Source organism: Enterobacter hormaechei ATCC 49162 (assembly GCF_001875655.1).
Lineage (GTDB): Bacteria > Pseudomonadota > Gammaproteobacteria > Enterobacterales > Enterobacteriaceae > Enterobacter > Enterobacter hormaechei.
This window is the reverse complement of sequence record NZ_MKEQ01000001.1, coordinates 3674938-3693030: the sequence shown is the minus strand read 5'-3', so window position 1 is coordinate 3693030 and position 18093 is coordinate 3674938. Positions and strand designations below refer to the sequence as shown.

19 protein-coding genes, 2 tRNA genes and 1 other annotated feature are annotated in these 18093 nt (G+C 55.9%); of the genes, 11 read left to right on the top strand and 10 right to left on the bottom strand.

Annotated elements, in window-relative coordinates; genetic code table 11:
• Nucleotides 1-76: 76 nt before the first annotated feature.
• Both BH712_RS18200 and emmdR read right to left on the bottom strand, forming a co-directional pair.
• Nucleotides 77-152, bottom strand: a tRNA-Asn gene (locus BH712_RS18200).
• A gap of 103 nt (nucleotides 153-255) precedes the next feature.
• Entirely contained in the window at nucleotides 256-1674 is a 1419-nt protein-coding gene (gene emmdR / locus BH712_RS18195; RefSeq protein ID WP_006811197.1) for a multidrug efflux MATE transporter EmmdR, read from the bottom strand.
• Nucleotides 1675-1900: 226 nt separating this feature from the next.
• On the opposite strand from emmdR, the gene BH712_RS18190 reads away from it, so the two are divergent.
• Nucleotides 1901-1976 (top strand) — tRNA-Asn (locus tag BH712_RS18190).
• Between the two features lie 139 nt (nucleotides 1977-2115).
• Here BH712_RS18190 and BH712_RS18185 read toward each other — a convergent pair.
• The 4 genes from BH712_RS18185 to dacD form a co-directional block, all read right to left on the bottom strand.
• Nucleotides 2116-2451 carry a DUF496 family protein gene (locus tag BH712_RS18185; RefSeq protein WP_000450410.1) on the bottom strand — a complete coding sequence of 112 codons (336 nt, stop codon included), beginning with the start codon at nucleotides 2449-2451 and terminating at the stop codon, nucleotides 2116-2118.
• 147 nt (nucleotides 2452-2598) lie between these two features.
• A complete protein-coding gene (locus BH712_RS18180) occupies nucleotides 2599-3657 on the bottom strand; it encodes an FUSC family protein (protein WP_032673940.1) in 1059 nt (352 codons plus the stop codon).
• A gap of 91 nt (nucleotides 3658-3748) precedes the next feature.
• Nucleotides 3749-4222 (bottom strand): DNA gyrase inhibitor SbmC, encoded by a 474-nt coding sequence (gene sbmC / locus BH712_RS18175; protein WP_006811200.1) that lies wholly within the window; start codon nucleotides 4220-4222, stop codon nucleotides 3749-3751.
• Nucleotides 4223-4340: 118 nt separating this feature from the next.
• Nucleotides 4341-5513 (bottom strand): serine-type D-Ala-D-Ala carboxypeptidase DacD, encoded by a 1173-nt coding sequence (gene dacD, locus BH712_RS18170; RefSeq protein WP_139237274.1) that lies wholly within the window; start codon nucleotides 5511-5513, stop codon nucleotides 4341-4343.
• 191 nt (nucleotides 5514-5704) lie between these two features.
• On the opposite strand from dacD, the gene sbcB reads away from it, so the two are divergent.
• Nucleotides 5705-7141 (top strand): exodeoxyribonuclease I, encoded by a 1437-nt coding sequence (gene sbcB, locus BH712_RS18165; RefSeq protein ID WP_006811202.1) that lies wholly within the window; start codon nucleotides 5705-5707, stop codon nucleotides 7139-7141.
• A gap of 122 nt (nucleotides 7142-7263) precedes the next feature.
• Here sbcB and BH712_RS18160 read toward each other — a convergent pair whose 3' ends face one another.
• The 4 genes from BH712_RS18160 to BH712_RS18150 form a co-directional block, all read right to left on the bottom strand.
• A complete protein-coding gene (locus tag BH712_RS18160; protein WP_006811203.1) occupies nucleotides 7264-8622 on the bottom strand; it encodes an APC family permease in 1359 nt (452 codons plus the stop codon).
• Complete coding sequence (gene yoeI, locus BH712_RS24720) at nucleotides 8612-8674, bottom strand: membrane protein YoeI (protein ID WP_099458931.1); 63 nt, start codon at nucleotides 8672-8674, stop codon at nucleotides 8612-8614. Before yoeI ends, BH712_RS18160 begins: the two co-directional genes overlap by 11 nt.
• Before the next feature lie 219 nt (nucleotides 8675-8893).
• The gene (locus tag BH712_RS18155) at nucleotides 8894-9823 is read right to left on the bottom strand and encodes a LysR substrate-binding domain-containing protein (protein WP_032673942.1); all 930 of its coding nucleotides are present in this window, start codon (nucleotides 9821-9823) and stop codon (nucleotides 8894-8896) included.
• 41 nt (nucleotides 9824-9864) lie between these two features.
• Nucleotides 9865-10689 (bottom strand): SDR family oxidoreductase, encoded by an 825-nt coding sequence (locus tag BH712_RS18150; RefSeq protein ID WP_006811206.1) that lies wholly within the window; start codon nucleotides 10687-10689, stop codon nucleotides 9865-9867.
• Nucleotides 10690-10861: 172 nt separating this feature from the next.
• Between BH712_RS18150 and hisL the strand changes: the two genes are divergently transcribed.
• The 9 genes from hisL to hisIE all read left to right on the top strand — a co-directional run bounded on the left by hisL (nucleotide 10862) and on the right by hisIE (nucleotide 18078).
• Nucleotides 10862-10912, top strand: a complete 51-nt coding sequence (gene hisL, locus BH712_RS24715; protein WP_099516347.1) for a his operon leader peptide — start codon at nucleotides 10862-10864, stop codon at nucleotides 10910-10912.
• Nucleotides 10888-11011, top strand: a sequence feature (His leader region). (Overlaps the previous gene by 25 nt.)
• A 45-nt stretch (nucleotides 11012-11056) precedes the next feature.
• Nucleotides 11057-11956 carry an ATP phosphoribosyltransferase gene (gene hisG / locus BH712_RS18145; RefSeq protein ID WP_006811208.1) on the top strand — a complete coding sequence of 300 codons (900 nt, stop codon included), beginning with the start codon at nucleotides 11057-11059 and terminating at the stop codon, nucleotides 11954-11956.
• A gap of 5 nt (nucleotides 11957-11961) precedes the next feature.
• A complete protein-coding gene (hisD, locus tag BH712_RS18140) occupies nucleotides 11962-13266 on the top strand; it encodes a histidinol dehydrogenase (RefSeq protein ID WP_006811209.1) in 1305 nt (434 codons plus the stop codon).
• The gene (gene hisC, locus BH712_RS18135; protein WP_006811210.1) at nucleotides 13263-14324 is read left to right on the top strand and encodes a histidinol-phosphate transaminase; all 1062 of its coding nucleotides are present in this window, start codon (nucleotides 13263-13265) and stop codon (nucleotides 14322-14324) included. The genes hisD and hisC overlap by 4 nt, the downstream gene beginning before the upstream one ends.
• Nucleotides 14321-15388 (top strand): bifunctional histidinol-phosphatase/imidazoleglycerol-phosphate dehydratase HisB, encoded by a 1068-nt coding sequence (gene hisB, locus BH712_RS18130; RefSeq protein ID WP_006811211.1) that lies wholly within the window; start codon nucleotides 14321-14323, stop codon nucleotides 15386-15388. Before hisC ends, hisB begins: the two co-directional genes overlap by 4 nt.
• A complete protein-coding gene (hisH, locus tag BH712_RS18125; protein ID WP_006811212.1) occupies nucleotides 15388-15978 on the top strand; it encodes an imidazole glycerol phosphate synthase subunit HisH in 591 nt (196 codons plus the stop codon). The genes hisB and hisH overlap by 1 nt, the downstream gene beginning before the upstream one ends.
• On the top strand, nucleotides 15978-16715 hold the full coding sequence (hisA, locus tag BH712_RS18120; RefSeq protein WP_006811213.1) for a 1-(5-phosphoribosyl)-5-[(5-phosphoribosylamino)methylideneamino]imidazole-4-carboxamide isomerase: 738 nt from the start codon (nucleotides 15978-15980) through the stop codon (nucleotides 16713-16715). Before hisH ends, hisA begins: the two co-directional genes overlap by 1 nt.
• Nucleotides 16697-17473, top strand: a complete 777-nt coding sequence (gene hisF / locus BH712_RS18115) for an imidazole glycerol phosphate synthase subunit HisF (RefSeq protein ID WP_006811214.1) — start codon at nucleotides 16697-16699, stop codon at nucleotides 17471-17473. Before hisA ends, hisF begins: the two co-directional genes overlap by 19 nt.
• A complete protein-coding gene (gene hisIE / locus BH712_RS18110; protein WP_006811215.1) occupies nucleotides 17467-18078 on the top strand; it encodes a bifunctional phosphoribosyl-AMP cyclohydrolase/phosphoribosyl-ATP diphosphatase HisIE in 612 nt (203 codons plus the stop codon). The genes hisF and hisIE overlap by 7 nt, the downstream gene beginning before the upstream one ends.
• Nucleotides 18079-18093 lie beyond the last annotated feature (15 nt).

Here is an 18093-nt window from a genome sequence, read left to right as displayed (position 1 = left end):
TAAGCGGAGCGCCACACGACAATTTTACGAACGCAGAAAAGCAAAAAGCCTGCTATAAAAGCAGGCTTTTTAAATTTGGCTCCTCTGACTGGACTCGAACCAGTGACATACGGATTAACAGTCCGCCGTTCTACCGACTGAACTACAGAGGAATCGTGTGAACGGGGCGCATATTATCGATGCGCCCGGAGGATGTCAAAGGGTGAATGCAGATTTTAAATCGTTTGCCGATTTATTCTCCACTTCGCACATTTGTCAGGCATTTGCCGTTTCCGAAACCTCCTGTTCCGGTTTTTTTCGCGGATATTTCCACAGCCAGCGTCCGCTCACCATGCGCCAGTAGAACAGCGCGCCGCGCACGGCCCAGTCAAGGAACATCCCCAGCCAGACGCCGACAACGCCCATACCCAACATCACCCCCAGCGTGTAGCCCGCCACGACGCGGCAGCCCCACATGCCGAGCATGGAGACCCACATCGCAAACCGGGCATCGCGCGCCCCTTTCAGCCCGGCAGGAAGTACCCAGGACGCGGCCCAAATCGGCATAAACGCCGCGTTGAGCCAAATCAGCACCTTCACGACCTCTTTCACGTCATTTTCATGCGTATAGAACGAGGCCATCAGCCCGGCAAAAGGCGCGGTTCCCCAGGCAATCGCCGTCAGCCCAATGGTTGAAAGCCAGAAGACGTGCCGAAGCTGCCGTTCCGCCTGCCCTATTTGTCCCTTTCCGAGGCGTCTGCCGGTGATGATTGTCGACGCCGACCCCAGCGCGTTTCCGGGCAGGTTAATGAGCGAGGCGATGGAGAAAGCAATAAAGTTGCCAGCGATGACGTCGGTGCCCATCCCGGCAACAAACATCTGCGTCAGCAGTTTCCCACCGTTAAACAACACGGATTCGATGCTGGCCGGAATCCCGATCCCCATCACTTCCCAGATAATGGCGAAGTTAAGCGGACGGAAATAGCTTTTCAACGTCAGGCGCAGCGAGGGTGTGATACCCGCCATCAGCACGCCGATTATCGCCGCCGCACCAATATAGCGGGAAATCGTCAGCCCTAAACCCGCGCCGACAAAGCCCAGCCCATCCCAGGAAAAGACGCCGTAAATCAAAATGCTGCTGATAATGATGTTCAGGATGTTCATGCCGCCGTTAATCAGCAGCGGAATTTTGGTATTACCTGCGCCACGAAGCGCACCGCTCCCTATCAGCGCGATGGCAGCCGCCGGATAGCTCAGCACCGTCATTTCCAGGTAAGTGAGAGCTAGCTCCTTCACCTCACTGGTCGCTTCTCCCGCGACAAAGTCGATAATTTCTTTGCCGTAATAATGGATAACCGCTGCGAGGATGATCGAAAACAGAGTCATGATCATCAGCGACTGTCTGGCCGCTTCGCGGGCACGCTTCGGATCGAGCTTGCCCAGGCTAAACGCCACCACCACCGTTGTCCCGAGATCGATAGCGGCAAAGAAGGACATCACAACCATGTTAAAACTGTCCGCCAGCCCTACCCCGGCCATGGCTTCTTTACCGAGCCAGCTCACCAGAAAGGTGCTCAGCACGCCCATCAACAGGACGCAGGTATTCTCCAGGAAAATAGGCACAGCAAGGGGGGTGATTTCACGCCAGAACAGAACTCGATAACTCTTACGTTTGGCATACCAGGGCGTGCGCATAATCGCCTGGCGCAGGGGTGCTGTGACGTTCAAAATGGACCTTAGCGAGAAAGTTGAAACTCCATTTCAAATGATGGGGCAGAAATGCGTATCCTGCAAAGTATTTTCCATAAAATTATGTTTGGATTTACAACAAAATGACGACAGAATCATCAAACAATCACTTTTGCCTAAGATCAGGTTTGACAAAACTTTTTTCGCCGCTAAGATAAGCCTCCACAACGATTCCTCTGTAGTTCAGTCGGTAGAACGGCGGACTGTTAATCCGTATGTCACTGGTTCGAGTCCAGTCAGAGGAGCCAAATTTAAAAAGCCTGCTTTTATAGCAGGCTTTTTGCTTTTCTGCGGCTGGTAAAATCGTCGGGTGGCGGCTTCGCCTTACCCGACCTACGGAATTGCAGGCCCGGTAAGCGCAGCGCCACCGGGCGACAGTTCGCGTGATTACTCGCCTTTAGCGTCGACGTTTTTGATTTCGCCCATCACTTTCAGCTTTTTGGAGATGTCGCGACGCTCTTTGGACAGCTCAGCGTTTTTGATGATGTAGTCATCAACGCGATCTTCGTAATCGCTCTTCATGCTGGCGATGATGCCCTGAATAGCCTCCACGCTCATACCTGGCTTGATGTAGTCGCTCAGGTTGTCCAGCAGCAGGACACGTTTCTGGTTGTCACGGATCTTCTTCTCTACGTCCTGGATTTCACGCTGTAGTTTGTTTTTGCGGCGGAACAGGCGGACGAATTCCAGAACATCCTGGAACGAAGGCTTGGTAGTTTCCATTTTTACACCCCTGATAATGTGAGATTCGGATTCGTTAAAGCAACCGTTTTAACAGACAGCGGCTGCGAATGACAATGAGTATATCGTTTAAAACCATCATAACCCTAATTGTTGCTGAATCGAAGCAGCAGGCATCACATACGCTCTTTATTTGCGCAGTGCCCGGCAAATCAGCTGCGATAACAACTCCAGCTGTCGCGCCAGCTCCATACTCAGCCAGACATAACCGTGGATGGGCGTTTCCGCCACGTTGTCACCCTGACGCTCATTCATCAGTTGTTTGAGCTCGGCGACGATTTCGTTCAGCCGCTCGCTGTTCGCCCGTATCGGCTGTGGATTACCTTCGTAGAGCGCATGGGCGATGGTCAGCAGAGTTTGTTGCGTCATCTGCTGCGTCTCTTTCAGCGTATGCGCGTTGAGCATCAGAAGATGGCTGGGGCGTGAGGCCCAGTGGGCATTGATTTGCAGCTCAAGCATACAGACCAGATTGCGGCTGACCGTCTGGATGGCTTCAAAAATGGCTTTCTGGATATGCGTTTCTTTGCTTGCCGGGGTAATCAATCCGCGCATTTTGACCACATCATTGAGGATTTTTTGCAGGTGCTTTTCCAGCCGTGGCCGTTCGATCAGATTCGGCGAAAACCCGGCCTGGTAGACCCGGTTAAATGCCGTGACGTAATTTGCCATCTGAATGCGCCAGTGCAGGAAGGCGCGCTGCGGCCAGATGCCGGTAAACAGCATGGCGAGCAACGAGCCGAGGATCACGTCCCCGCTTCGCCACAATGCAGTGGTCATATCACCCGCCGGTGCGCCGACCACAACTGCGAGCGTAATGCCAATCAGCAGCGCCTGATACGGCTTCTTGCCAAGGGCCAGCCAGCCGCAAAGAAACATCGCCACCGCGCACCACAGCAACATGATCGGAAATGAAATCAGCTCCAGCTTCAGGGCGATAAGCCCAAGCGCCGAGCCAAAAACCGTGCCGCCTATGCGTTCGAAGGCGCGAGGGACCACGTTCCCCCAGAATGAGATCGGCCCCATGACCACCACCAGCGTGATCAGCGGCCACGTTCCTTCCGGGATATTCAGCACACGCACCAGTACGAAGGTCAACACAAACGCCAGCGCAATGCGGCAACCGTGCACCACGCGATAATGTTTGTATAACCGAATTTCAAAAGGCGTTAATGACTTGTCGGGGCGCACACCCGTCTCCAGCTCTACGGCAAACCACAATTGTACTGTGTTTTCAGCCGGGTGGATCGCGCCCGGCTGAAAAACCCTGCGTTTCGCAGGATTATCTCACTTTGTGCTCTACCGGTACAAACATCTCTATGTCCCAGTAGCCGTCTGCATTGCCATCATTCAGATAGCGTTCGAAGCAGGGTTTTGGCGCAATCTGATATGTGTTGTCCTGGAGAAGGGAGTTGAAGAACTGGTTCCAGGGGGTGGCAAAATCATGATTTTCCACGCGCGCGGCAGCAACAGCGTACTCTCCGGCAGCAATTTCAGTCATCATCACCCCTTCGCTGTTCTCAGGAACGGTGAAACCCTCCGGCACCGTTACGGCGGTATCGCAGCGGAGTTTTTCTGCCGGCACGTCATCCGGATTATCATAATAAACGGCCACCCACTCCTGGGGCTGAATATGACGTCCATCTACCCACATGACCAGCTGTTCAAAACCCTGCTTGACCGTCTTTTCCCACGGCCCCACGAGATGAAAACCAGCGATTGTACGTTTCTGTTGCTGCCTGATGCTGTAGTCCATGCTGCCTCCGTTTATTACTGTATATATATACACTGTAAAGCAGAATCGAGATTATCGGCAAACCAGGAGTATTTATTATGTGAGCAGACTCGCAACACTGCCAGTCTGCTCAAAAAGGTTAGAGTTTATGATGCAGATAATCGCCGAGGCGGGAAAAAAGGCCGCCCTTTTCAACGCGTTCCAGCGTAACCAGCGGCCAGTGCGCCACCACCTTGTCACGATCGTAAAGCTGGATCTCCCCTACCCGCTGATGCGCGGCGATCGGCGCTTCCAGCTCTTTTTTATCCATCACGTATTTCGCTTTGATGTTCGGCACTTCCGTTTTGGGTAATGCTAGCCAGAAGTCCTGATCGGTGCCCAGCGCGATCTGCTCTTTATCGCCGTACCAGATACGTTCGCTACCCACTTTTTTGCCGTTATGCAGGATCTGCACCGTATCGAAATTTTGCTGTCCCCAGTGCAACAGCTTGCGCGCCTGATCTTCACGTCCTTTCGGGCTGTCTGCCCCCATCACCACCGCAATCAGTCGACGCTGACCGTCTACCGCGGAGGCAATCAGGTTAAAGCCCGCGCCCGACGTGTGTCCCGTTTTCAGGCCATCCACGTTCATGGTCTTATCCCACAGCAGGCCGTTGCGGTTCTGCTGGGTGATGCCGTTCCAGGTCAGACTCTTTTCGCTATACATATGGTAGAACTCAGGCTCACCGTGGATGATGGCGCGGGAAAGCACGGCGAGATCGTAAGCGGAGCTGTGCTGACCCGGTGCATCCAGCCCGTGTACGGTTTCGAAATGGGTATCGCGAAGGTTCAGCTTTTCAACGTAGTCATTCATCATCCTGACGAACTGTGGCTGACCGCCCGCCACGTGATCCGCCAGCGCCACGCAGGCGTCATTGCCGGAATCAACAATCAGGCCGCGGCTGAGATCGCGTACGGAAACCCGATCGCCCTCCTTCAGAAACATCAGTGACGAACCGTCAAAGACCGGATTGCCTTTTGCCCAGGCGTCACGTCCGACCGTCACAATGTCATCCGGACTGATACGGTGGCTATCAATGGCGCGGTCGACAACGTACCCCGTCATCAGTTTGGTCAGGCTCGCCGGATTGCGCTGCTGATGTTCGTTGCCCGCCGTTAAGATTTGACCTGTGGTGTAATCCATCAATACCCAGGAGCCTGCCTGGATGGCAGGCGGCTGAGGTGAAAAATCCAGCGGCTCGGCAGCCAGCGCGGATGAAATACTCGAAGCGAGTAAAGAAACAGCAATAAACAGACGGCGTTTCAACGGTATATCCTCAGGTCAGTAAAAATCGATGACCTTTTTACGGGAGTTCTGATGTCGTTACCTGCCTTAATTGCAAAAAAATGTGACAGCACGCAGATTTTTTCGGAACAAATCTCGCAAATTTCTTGCCTGACCGTGCTTTTTATTCGGACTGCTCACCCCAATCGTTTACCATAGAGACGTCTATTTTTAACAGGATGAGATTACTGGTGTCTGACTCTGCTGCGCGCCCGACTTTTTTGTTCCACGATTACGAAACCTTTGGCACCCATCCGGCGCTGGACCGACCGGCGCAGTTTGCGGCTATTCGTACCGATGACGAATTTAACATCATCGGGGAACCCGAAGTGTTTTACTGCAAGCCCGCCGATGATTACCTGCCGCAGCCAGGCGCGGTGATGGTGACGGGCATCACACCTCAGGAGGCGCGGGATAAAGGCGTTAGCGAAGCAGAATTTGCCCGTCGCATCCACGATCTGTTTACGGTGCCCAATACCTGCGTGGTGGGTTACAACAACATCCGTTTTGACGATGAAGTGACGCGCAATATCTTTTACCGCAACTTCTACGACCCGTATGCCTGGAGCTGGCAGAACCGTAATTCACGCTGGGATTTGCTGGATATCATGCGCGCCTGCTATGCGCTGCGCCCGGAGGGGATCCACTGGCCAGAGAATGAAGACGGCTTGCCGAGCTTCAGGCTCGAGCACCTGACGCGGGCCAACGGCATCGAGCACAGCAACGCCCACGACGCGATGGCAGACGTCTACGCGACCATCGCTATGGCGAAACTCGTCAAAACCGCGCAGCCGCGCCTGTTTGAGTATCTGTTGAGCCATCGTAGCAAGCAGAAGCTGATGACGCTGATTGATGTCCCGCAGATGAAACCGCTGGTGCATATTTCAGGAATGTTCGGTGCGTGGCGCGGGAACACGAGCTGGGTGGCGCCGCTTGCCTGGCATCCGGACAACCGTAACGCCGTCATCATGGTCGATCTTGCCGGGGATATTTCGCCGCTGCTTGAGCTCGACAGCGACACCTTACGTGAACGGCTCTATACGCCGAAAGAGGCGCTGGGTGACCTGCCCGCTGTACCGGTGAAACTGGTGCATATCAACAAATGCCCGGTACTGGCGCAGGCCAATACGCTGCGCCCGGAAGACGCCGACCGGCTGGGGATTAACCGTCAGCACTGCCTCGACAACCTGAAAGTGCTGCGCGACAACCCGCAGGTGCGGGAGAAAGTCGTCGCCATTTTTGCCGAAGCAGAGCCGTTCGTGCCGTCTGAGAATGTGGATGCGCAGCTTTATAACGGTTTCTTCAGCGATGCCGATCGTGCGGCGATGAACATCGTACTGCAAACCGACCCGCGTAACCTGCCCGCGCTGGATATCACCTTCGCAGATAAGCGTATCGAGAAGCTGATGTTTAATTATCGCGCGCGTAACTATCCCGGCACGCTGGATGAAGCAGAGCAGGAGCGCTGGTTACAGCATCGGCGCAACGTGTTTACGCCGGAGTTTCTCAGCAGCTACGCACAAGAGCTGGAGATGCTTTACGGTCAGTATGAAGGGAATGCCGAGAAACAGGCGCTGCTGAAAGCGTTGTACCAGTACGCGCAAGAGATTGTCTGAGTAACGGGTACAAAAAAGCCGGAGGCGATGTCTCCGGCTTTTTTTTTGCCGGGTGGCGCTAACGCTTACCCGGCCTGCGAAACTGTAGGTCGGGTTGAGCATAGCCGCCACCCGACACAGTCTTACGCGACGTCTTCGTACTGAGGAACCGGGTTGCGGAAGCTTCTGGTCACGCAAGCCAGGTAAATCAGACCGATCGCACCCCAGATCAGACCCAGAACCATTGAGCTCTCTTCCAGGTTAATCCACAGCGCACCCACCGTCAGGGCACCACACACTGGCAGCACCAGATAGTTGATGTGGTCCTTCAGCGTCTTGTTGCGCTTCTCACGGATCCAGAACTGCGAAATCACGGAGAGGTTAACGAAGGTGAACGCCACCAGCGCACCAAAGTTAATCAGCGCAGTGGCCGTTACCAGGTCAAATTTAATCGCCAGCAGCGCAATCGCGCCCACCAGCAGCACGTTCCATGCCGGGGTACGCCATTTAGGATGCACGTAACCGAAGAAGCGAGTTGGGAACACACCGTCACGGCCCATCACGTACATCAGACGAGAAACGCCCGCGTGCGCTGCCATACCGGAAGCCAGTACGGTGACGCTGGAGAAGATCAGCACGCCCCACTGGAAGGTTTTACCCGCCACGTACAGCATAATTTCAGGCTGTGATGCATCCGGATCTTTAAAGCGAGAGATATCCGGGAAGTACAGCTGTAAGAAGTAAGACGCACCGATGAAGATCAGGCCGCCAATCAGCGCGGTCAGGAAAATCGCTTTCGGGATCACGCGCTCAGCATCTTTGGTCTCTTCAGACAGAGAAGAGATACCGTCGAAGCCCAGGAACGAGAAGCACAGGATAGTCGCACCGGTGATCATCGGCACAACGTGCGCACCTTCAGACCAGAACGGACGGGTGCTGGTCAGCGTACCTGCGCCTTCCCCGTGGGAAACGCCGTAGATGATCAGCCCAACGATAACCGCAACAATCCCCATCTGAAGGATCACAATCAGGGTGTTGAAGTTAGCCACGGTCTTGATGCTGCGCAGGTTAGAGATGGTCATAAAGGCCACCAGCGCCACAACGAAGATCCACGACGGTACGGAAGGCACCAGCGCTTCGAAGTAAATTTTTGCCAGCAGAATGTTGATCATCGGCATGAACAGGTAGTCCAGCAGTGATGACCAGCCCACCATAAAGCCAACCGCCGGGCTAATGGATTTCTGAGCATAGGTGTACGCAGAGCCTGCGGACGGGAAACGGCGAACCAGTTTACCGTAGCTCAGCGCTGTAAAGAGGATGGCGACCAGCGCAAAGGCGTACGCCGTTGCAACGTGACCGTCAGTAAGGCCTGATACGATACCGAATGTATCGAACAGCGTCATCGGTTGCATATAGGCAAGGCCCATCATAACAACCGGAATCAACGTAAGCGTTTTACGTAATTCCACGCGAGAGGTGTTTGGAGTTGCGTTATGCGACATAGTTATTCTCCTTTACGGTGATAACCGCCACGTAAGCGAAAAATTGCCCCATTTCTTTCTTCCTCAGCGACAACAACTGTCGGATTTTAGTAAATATCTATCCGGTACGAAGCCCGGCCTCTTGGTTTTTAGTTTCGTTTCGTACATGCAAAAAAAAATAACCGACGCCTTTTATATCGTCGATTATTCATTTGTTTGCAGCGGCGGCATTTTGCCCTATTCCAGATACAAAAGGCAATACATTGAGAAACCTGCCCATAAATTTATTTTACTAACTGGTTGATTTCCCATCATCTGCCTGAGTGTAAACTGTCGCGATAGCACTATTTGCTAAAATTTCGTCTCGCCACCAGGCGCTGGCAAGCCCGGCGGTTTGTTCATTCCAGCCCACCCACACCGATTCGTTACTGCTCTGCGCTAAAACCTGTTTTTCCACCAGCGCTCCGCTGTCAATAAACCGCTGCGCTAAATAACGGGGAAGGTAACCGCACCCCAGGCCGCTTATTTGCAGCTCCAGCTTGGTTTTAAAATCAAAAACGGTAATGGCCTCTTGCTCGTCCAGCAGCTGCGATGAAATGCCACACTCGGGGCGAGAGCTGTCTCCAACCACAATGGCGCGATAGTTTTTAATGACGCGTCGGGTAACAGGCTCCGGTTCATTGGCCAGCGGGTGATGAGGCGCAACGGCAAAAATCTGCTCCAGAACACCCAGCCGGGCAAAACCAAATTCACTCAACTGAGGAGGCTCATGCAGCGCCCCAACGATGATATCCGCCCTGCCCTGTGTCAGGGCCTCCCATGAACCACCCAGCACGCCATTGATAAACACCAGACGCGTAACGCTATGGCGCTGATAGAACGCCTCTATAAGCGGGGTAAGCAGGGAAAAAGGGAAAGTATCATCGACTCCAATCACCAGCTCATTTTCCCAGCCCTGGTGAAGTTTGACGGCCTGTTTTTCCAGCTCGCGCACCGTATGCAACACGTCACGCCCTTTCTCCAGCAGCATCTGCCCTGTACGGGTGAAACGCGCGCGATGCCCGGTGCGGTCAAGGATTTGGATATTAAGATCGCTCTCGAGCTTTTGCACGGTATAGCTCAGGGCCGAAGGGGTTTTATAGAGCTTCGCTGAGGCGGCAGCAAAGCTCCCCTCTTTTTCCAGCGCATCCAGAATAACAAGAACATCCAGCAGCGGTTTCATCTTCGCCCCCATGCGGTGTGCGATTGCCTCCGCTGGCGCAATTATTCCATGGGCATAACCAGCGGATCGGGATACTGATATTCAAATCCCAGCTCATGGCAAATACGATTGCCATCAATAATTTTGCCTTTGCGTTCCCCCTGCGCCTCACTGAATACCGGCGGCGCCAGACCCAGCTGGCGCGCCATCAGCGGGTAGAAGGTGCTGCGCGGCGGATGCGAAGGCGCACATATATTATAGATGTGCCCCCCTTTCGGAGCCTGTAAAAGCAATTCTATTGCGCCGATAACATCTTCAAGATGCACAAGATTAACCCCGTGCTGGCCATCCGGCGCGGATTTACCAGCAAAGAAGCGCCCCGGATGACGCCCCGGCCCCACCAGCCCGGCCAGGCGTAAAATATCAACCTGCGTACCCGGCAGATTGTGCAGCCAGTCTTCCAGCTCTTTCAGCACCCGGCCACTGGCGGTCACCGGACGGCGCTCGGTGTTCTCCTTCGCCGTACCGTCGATATCGCCATAGACGGAGGTGGAGCTGGTGAAAATGATACGCGGGATATGGTGCGCCAGGGCGCTGTCGACAATCTCCTGCACCGCCTGCAAGTAAAAAGTCTCACCCGGCCCGCTGCGCCGCGCCGGTAAGGTAATAACCAACGCATCCACATTCATCAGTTCATCCAGCTCGTCGGTATCGCAGATAAGCTCGGGTTCGAGACGCAGCTCGACACCATCAATGCCGCACATGCGTGCCGCTTCAACCCCATCTCGGGTGGTCTTACTCCCTGTCACCTGCCAGCCTTTCGCGGCTAATGACATCGCCAGTGGCATTCCTAACCAACCTAACCCGACAATCGCGACCTTTTTCATTACATTCTCCGCTTAACGACGCCTGTTATAAGGCTACGCCAGCCTGGTGGAACGCACAATTCATACCATCAATATGAAATGAATTAATGATCAAAAAAAGCCCTTGCTTTATGGCGTACAACTGGTTTAGGTTAAAAGACATCAAATGCATAAGCATTCAACGAGAATTTATATGACACGCGTTCCTTTTAAAAATCACCATCATCACCATCATCCTGACTAGTCTTTCAGGCGATGTGTGCTGGAAGACGTTTGGATCTTCCAGTGGTGCATGAACGCATGAAAAAGCCCCCGGAAGATCTTCTTCCGGGGGCTTTTTTTTGGACCGCATTCAGACAGGTTAAAACAGGATAACGAGGAACACAGAATGTTAGATAACTCACGTTTACGCATAGCTATTCAAAAATCAGGCCGTTTAAGCGACGATTCACGCGAACTGCTGGCCCGCTGCGGGATTAAAATTAACCTGCACACCCAGCGTCTGATCGCACTGGCTGAAAATATGCCGATCGACATTCTGCGCGTACGTGATGACGATATCCCGGGTCTGGTGATGGATGGCGTCGTTGATCTCGGCATCATCGGTGAAAACGTCCTGGAAGAAGAGTTATTAACCCGCCGCGCGCAGGGCGAAGATCCACGCTACTTTACCCTGCGTCGTCTGGACTTCGGCGGCTGCCGCCTGTCGCTGGCCACGCCGGTCGACGAAGCCTGGGACGGCCCGGCCGCGCTGAACGGCAAACGTATTGCCACCTCTTACCCTCACCTGCTGAAGCGTTACCTCGATCAAAAAGGCGTGCAGTTTAAATCCTGTCTGCTGAATGGCTCTGTAGAAGTGGCGCCGCGTGCGGGCCTGGCCGATGCCATCTGTGACCTGGTCTCCACCGGCGCCACGCTGGAAGCGAACGGCCTGCGCGAAGTGGAAGTGATCTACCGCTCCAAAGCGTGCCTTATCCAGCGCGACGGCGAGATGGCTGAGGCCAAACAACAGCTCATCGACAAGCTGCTGACCCGTATTCAGGGCGTGATTCAGGCGCGCGAATCCAAATACATCATGATGCATGCGCCAACCGAGCGTCTGGAGGAGGTGATTGCCCTGCTGCCAGGCGCAGAGCGTCCAACCATTCTGCCGCTGGCGGGCGACCAGCAACGCGTGGCGATGCACATGGTCAGCAGTGAAACCCTGTTCTGGGAAACCATGGAAAAACTGAAGGCGCTGGGCGCAAGCTCTATTCTGGTGCTGCCAATTGAGAAGATGATGGAGTAACGACCATGAGTTTTAACACAATCATCGACTGGAATACCTGTAGCGACGCGCAACAGCGCGAGCTGCTGATGCGCCCGGCAATTTCCGCCTCGGAGAGCATCACCCGCACCGTGGCGGAGATCCTCGATAACGTCAAAGCCCGCGGGGACGACGCGCTGCGCGAGTACAGCGCGAAGTTTGATAAAACTGAGGTCGGCGCGTTACAGGTCACTGCGCAGGAGATCGCCGGGGCGGAAAGCCGCCTTGGGGATGAGATCAAACAGGCGATGGCCGTCGCGGTAAAAAATATTGATACCTTCCACACCGCGCAAAAATTGCAGGCGGTGGATGTGGAAACCCTGCCCGGCGTGCGCTGCCAGCAGGTGACGCGCCCGGTGGCGTCCGTCGGTCTCTATATTCCTGGCGGCTCTGCCCCGCTGTTTTCGACTGTCCTGATGCTGGCCACTCCGGCACGTATTGCCGGTTGTCAGAAGGTGGTGCTCTGCTCTCCGCCACCGATCGCCGATGAAATTCTGTATGCGGCGAAGCTGTGCGGCGTGCAGGCGATCTATAAAGTGGGCGGTGCGCAGGCGATTTCCGCCCTGGCGTTCGGCACGGAATCCATTCCAAAGGTCGACAAAATCTTTGGCCCGGGCAATGCGTACGTGACCGAAGCGAAGCGCCAGGTCAGCCAGCGTCTGGACGGCGCGGCGATTGATATGCCTGCCGGTCCGTCTGAGGTGCTGGTGATTGCCGACAGCGGCGCCACCCCGGATTTCGTGGCCTCTGACCTGCTCTCGCAGGCCGAGCACGGCCCTGACTCCCAGGTGATTTTACTGACGCCAGATGCCGACATGGCAAAACGCGTGGGCGACGCCGTGGAGCGTCAGCTGGCTGACCTGCCGCGTGCGGAAACGGCGCGTCAGGCGTTGTCTGCCAGCCGCCTGATTGTGGCCCGGGATCTCGACCAGTGCATCGCCATCTCCAACCAGTATGGGCCGGAACACCTGATCATTCAGACCCGCAACGCGCGCGATCTGGTCGACAGCATAACCAGCGCAGGCTCGGTCTTCCTCGGCGACTGGTCCCCGGAATCCGCCGGGGATTACGCCTCCGGCACCAACCACGTGCTGCCGACGTATGGTTATACCTCAACCTGCTCCAGCCTGGGACTGGCGGATTTCCAGAAGCGTATGACCGTGCAGGAACTCTCCCGCGAAGGGTTTGCGTCACTGGCTTCTACTATTGAAACCCTGGCCGCCGCCGAGCGCCTGACTGCCCACAAAAATGCCGTGACGCTGCGCGTTGCCGCCCTGAAGGAGCAAGCATGAACATCGAAGAATTAGCCCGCGAAAATGTCCGTCGCCTGACGCCCTATCAGTCTGCGCGTCGTCTGGGCGGGAACGGCGACGTTTGGCTGAATGCCAACGAATATCCCACCGCGGTGGCCTTTGAGCTGTCGCAGCAGACGCTGAACCGCTACCCGGAGTGTCAGCCGAAAGCGGTGATCGAGAACTACGCACAGTACGCGGGCGTGAAGCCTGAGCAGGTGCTGGTCAGCCGTGGGGCGGATGAAGGGATCGAGCTGCTGATCCGCGCCTTCTGTGAGCCGGGTAAAGATGCGGTGATGTACTGCCAGCCCACCTACGGGATGTACAGCGTCAGCGCCGAAACCTTTGGCGTGGCCTGCCGCAACGTGCAGGCGCTGGACAACTGGCAGCTGGATTTGCAGGGCATCGCCGATAACCTCGACGGCGTGAAGGTGGTGTTTGTCTGTAGTCCGAACAACCCCACCGGGCAGATTATTCATCCGCAGGATATCCGCACCCTGCTGGAGATGACGCGCGGCAAGGCGCTGGTCGTAGCCGACGAAGCCTATATTGAGTTCTGCCCACAGGCGACGCTGGCAGGCTGGCTTGAGGAGTATCCGCATCTCGTTGTGTTGCGTACGCTTTCCAAAGCCTTCGCCCTCGCCGGGCTTCGCTGCGGATTTACGCTGGCGAATAAAGCGGTTATCGACCTGCTGCTGAAAGTCATCGCCCCGTATCCGCTCTCAACGCCGGTTGCCGATATTGCGGCACAGGCGCTGGCTCCGCAGGGCATCAGCGCGATGCGCAAGCGTGTGGCGCAGATCCTGGAAGAACGTCAGTATCTTGTCGATGCCCTGAAAACGATTCCGTGCGTGGAGCAGGTATTCGACTCGGAAACCAACTACATCCTGGTGCGCTTCACCGCCTCAAGTGCGATATTTAAATCGTTGTGGGATCAGGGCATTATCTTACGAGACCAGAATAAACAACCTACCCTGAGCGGCTGCCTGCGTATTACCGTCGGCACCCGTGCAGAGAGCCAGCGCGTGATTGACGCCCTGAAAGCGGAGAAAGTATGAGTCAGAAGTATCTCTTTATCGATCGTGACGGCACCATTATCTCGGAGCCACCCAGCGATTTTCAGGTCGACCGTTTCGACAAGCTGGCCTTTGAGCCCGAGGTGATCCCGGTGCTGCTGAAGCTTAAGAAAGCGGGCTATAAGCTGGTGATGATCACCAACCAGGACGGTCTGGGCACCGACAGCTTCCCGCAGGCGGACTTTGACGGCCCGCACAACCTGATGATGCAGGTACTGACCTCCCAGGGCATCGCCTTCGACGAGGTGCTGATCTGCCCGCATATGCCTGCCGACGAGTGCGACTGCCGCAAGCCAAAAGTGAAGCTTGTTGAACGTTATCTGGCGGAAGCGGCGCTGGATAAAGCTAACAGCTACGTCATCGGCGATCGCGTCACGGATATCACGCTGGCGGAAAACATGGGCATCGCGGGCCTGCGCTATAACCGCGACACGCTAAACTGGGCGATGATTGGCGAGCAGCTCACCAGACGCGACCGCTATTCCCATGTTGAACGCAACACCAAAGAGACGCAGATCGATGTGAAGGTCTGGCTCGATCGCGAAGGCGGCAGCAAGATCCACACCGGGGTCGGTTTCTTCGACCACATGCTGGATCAAATCGCCACTCACGGCGGCTTCCGCATGGAGATCACCGTTAAGGGCGACCTGTATATCGACGATCACCACACCGTGGAAGATACCGGGCTGGCGCTGGGCGAAGCCCTGAAGCTGGCGCTCGGCGACAAGCGCGGCATCAACCGCTTCGGCTTTGTTCTGCCGATGGACGAATGCCTGGCGCGCTGCGCGATGGATATCTCCGGGCGGCCGCATCTCGAATACAAAGCCGACTTTACCTACCAGCGCGTGGGCGATCTCAGCACCGAGATGGTGGAGCACTTTTTCCGCTCGCTTTCTTACACCATGGGCCTGACGCTGCACCTGAAAACCAAAGGCAAAAACGATCACCACCGCGTCGAGAGCCTGTTTAAAGCCTTTGGCCGCACCCTGCGCCAGGCGATCCGCGTGGAAGGTGACGCCCTGCCCTCGTCGAAAGGAGTGCTGTAATGAATGTGGTGATTCTGGATACCGGATGCGCCAACCTGAACTCGGTACAGTCGGCGATTATGCGCCACGGCTATGAGCCGGTGGTGAGCCGCGACCCGGACGTGGTGCTGCGCGCGGATAAACTTTTTCTGCCGGGCGTTGGCACCGCCCAGGCGGCGATGGATCAGATCCATGAGCGCGAGCTGGTTGATCTCATCAAAGCCTGTACTCAACCGGTGCTGGGCATTTGCCTCGGCATGCAGCTGCTTGGACGACGCAGCGAAGAGAGCAACGGCGTTGATCTGCTGGGCATTATTGAAGAAGACGTGCCGAAAATGACCGACCACGGCCTCCCGCTGCCGCACATGGGCTGGAACCGCGTTTATCCGAAAGCGGGCAACAGGCTGTTCCAGGGTATCGAAGATGGCGCGTACTTCTACTTCGTCCACAGCTACGCCATGCCGGTGAATACCTGCACTATCGCCCAGTGCAATTACGGCGAGGCGTTCACCGCCGCAGTACAGAAAGATAATTTTTACGGCGTGCAATTTCACCCGGAACGCTCCGGTGCCGCTGGCGCGCAGCTGCTGAAAAATTTCCTGGAGATGTGATGATAATTCCCGCTTTAGATTTAATTGACGGCACGGTTGTTCGTCTTCATCAGGGCGATTACGGACAGCAGCGCGACTACGGCAACGACCCGCTCCCGCGATTACAGGCTTACGCCGCCGAGGGCGCTGAGGTATTGCACCTGGTCGATCTGACCGGCGCGAAGGATCCGGCGAAGCGCCAGATCCCGCTGCTTAAAACACTGGTGGCTGGCGTGAACGTTCCCGTGCAGGTTGGCGGCGGCGTGCGTACGGAAGACGATGTTGCTGCTTTACTGGACGCGGGCGTGGCGCGTGTGGTGGTCGGTTCGACGGCGGTAAAAGATCCTGAGAGTGTCCAGGGCTGGTTCCGCCGCTTCGGCGCGGATGCGCTGGTGCTGGCGCTGGATGTGCGCATTGACGCGCAGGGTAACAAGCAGGTCGCGGTCAGCGGCTGGCAGGAAAACTCCGGCGTGACGCTGGAAGAGCTGGTTGAGATGTATCTCCCCGTGGGGCTGAAGCACGTCCTGTGCACGGATATTTCACGCGACGGGACGCTCGCTGGATCCAACGTCTCGCTGTATGAAGAGGTTTGCGCGCGTTATCCGCAGGTGGCGTTTCAGTCCTCTGGCGGTATCGGCGACCTGGCGGATATTGCCGCTCTGCGCGGAACCGGTGTACGCGGCGTGATCGTGGGTCGCGCGCTGCTGGAAGGCAAATTTACGGTGAAGGAGGCGATTCAATGCTGGCAAAACGGATAATTCCCTGCCTGGACGTGCGTGATGGTCAGGTTGTAAAAGGCGTGCAGTTCCGCAACCACGAGATCATTGGCGACATTGTTCCCCTGGCTAAACGCTATGCCGAAGAAGGCGCAGACGAACTGGTATTTTACGATATCACCGCCTCCAGTGATGGCCGCGTGGTGGACAAAAGCTGGGTGGCGCGCGTGGCAGAGGTGATTGATATTCCTTTCTGCGTGGCGGGCGGGATCAAATCTGCTGACGATGCGGCGAAAATTCTCTCTTTCGGTGCGGACAAAATTTCCATTAACTCTCCTGCGCTCGCAGAGCCTGAGCTGATTACGCGTCTGGCGGATCGCTTTGGCGTGCAGTGCATTGTCGTGGGGATCGACACCTGGTTTGATGCCGCGACGGGCAAATATCACGTCAACCAGTATACCGGCGACGAAAGCCGCACGCGTATCACCCAATGGGAGACGCTGGACTGGGTGCAGGAAGTGCAAAAACGCGGTGCGGGTGAAATCGTGCTGAACATGATGAACCAGGACGGCGTACGCAACGGTTACGACCTGGAGCAGCTGAAAAAAGTGCGCGCGGTCTGCCACGTGCCGCTGATTGCCTCCGGCGGCGCGGGCACCATGGAACACTTCCTTGAAGCCTTCCGCGATGCGAACGTAGACGGCGCGCTGGCCGCTTCGGTGTTCCACAAACAGATTATCAATATTGGTGAGTTAAAAACGTACCTGGCCGACCAGGGCGTGGAGATCAGGGTATGTTAACAGAGCAACAACAGGCGCAGCTGGACTGGGAAAAAACTGACGGATTACTGCCGGTGGTTGTACAGCATGCCGTTTCAGGCGAAGTGCTGATGCTGGGATACATGAACCAGGAGGCACTGGCAAAAACGCTCGACAGCGGCAAGGTGACATTTTTCTCGCGCACCAAACAGCGCCTGTGGACGAAAGGGGAAACCTCGGGCCACTTCCTGAACATGGTCAGCATTACGCCAGACTGCGACAACGACACCCTGCTGGTGCTGGTCAACCCGATTGGGCCGACCTGCCATAAAGGCACCAGCAGCTGCTTCGGCGAGGCGAGCCACCAGTGGCTGTTCCTCTATCAACTGGAACAACTGCTGGCAGAGCGTAAGTCAGCGGATCCTGAGAGCTCATACACGGCGAAGCTGTACGCCAGTGGCACCAAGCGTATTGCGCAGAAAGTGGGCGAGGAAGGCGTTGAAACGGCGCTGGCGGCCACCGTGCATGACCGGGAGGAGCTGACGAACGAAGCGTCGGATTTGATGTATCACCTGCTGGTGCTGCTTCAGGATCAGGAGCTGGATTTGACGACGGTGATTGAGAATTTGCGGAATCGGCATAAATAAAAAAGACCGGGGAAA

What these genes read in the sequence shown, in the direction of transcription:
- emmdR (WP_006811197.1), bottom strand. Translation starts at nt 1,674, where the DNA reads ATGCGCACGCCCTGGTATGCCAAACGTAAGAGTTATCGAGTTCTGTTC.
- BH712_RS18185 (WP_000450410.1), bottom strand. Translation starts at nt 2,451, where the DNA reads ATGGAAACTACCAAGCCTTCGTTCCAGGATGTTCTGGAATTCGTCCGC.
- sbmC (WP_006811200.1), bottom strand. Translation starts at nt 4,222, where the DNA reads ATGGACTACAGCATCAGGCAGCAACAGAAACGTACAATCGCTGGTTTT.
- sbcB (WP_006811202.1), top strand. Translation starts at nt 5,705, where the DNA reads ATGAGATTACTGGTGTCTGACTCTGCTGCGCGCCCGACTTTTTTGTTC.
- BH712_RS18160 (WP_006811203.1), bottom strand. Translation starts at nt 8,622, where the DNA reads ATGTCGCATAACGCAACTCCAAACACCTCTCGCGTGGAATTACGTAAA.
- BH712_RS18155 (WP_032673942.1), bottom strand. Translation starts at nt 9,823, where the DNA reads ATGAAACCGCTGCTGGATGTTCTTGTTATTCTGGATGCGCTGGAAAAA.
- BH712_RS18150 (WP_006811206.1), bottom strand. Translation starts at nt 10,689, where the DNA reads ATGAAAAAGGTCGCGATTGTCGGGTTAGGTTGGTTAGGAATGCCACTG.
- hisG (WP_006811208.1), top strand. Translation starts at nt 11,057, where the DNA reads ATGTTAGATAACTCACGTTTACGCATAGCTATTCAAAAATCAGGCCGT.
- hisD (WP_006811209.1), top strand. Translation starts at nt 11,962, where the DNA reads ATGAGTTTTAACACAATCATCGACTGGAATACCTGTAGCGACGCGCAA.
- hisC (WP_006811210.1), top strand. Translation starts at nt 13,263, where the DNA reads ATGAACATCGAAGAATTAGCCCGCGAAAATGTCCGTCGCCTGACGCCC.
- hisB (WP_006811211.1), top strand. Translation starts at nt 14,321, where the DNA reads ATGAGTCAGAAGTATCTCTTTATCGATCGTGACGGCACCATTATCTCG.
- hisH (WP_006811212.1), top strand. Translation starts at nt 15,388, where the DNA reads ATGAATGTGGTGATTCTGGATACCGGATGCGCCAACCTGAACTCGGTA.
- hisA (WP_006811213.1), top strand. Translation starts at nt 15,978, where the DNA reads ATGATAATTCCCGCTTTAGATTTAATTGACGGCACGGTTGTTCGTCTT.
- hisF (WP_006811214.1), top strand. Translation starts at nt 16,697, where the DNA reads ATGCTGGCAAAACGGATAATTCCCTGCCTGGACGTGCGTGATGGTCAG.
- hisIE (WP_006811215.1), top strand. Translation starts at nt 17,467, where the DNA reads ATGTTAACAGAGCAACAACAGGCGCAGCTGGACTGGGAAAAAACTGAC.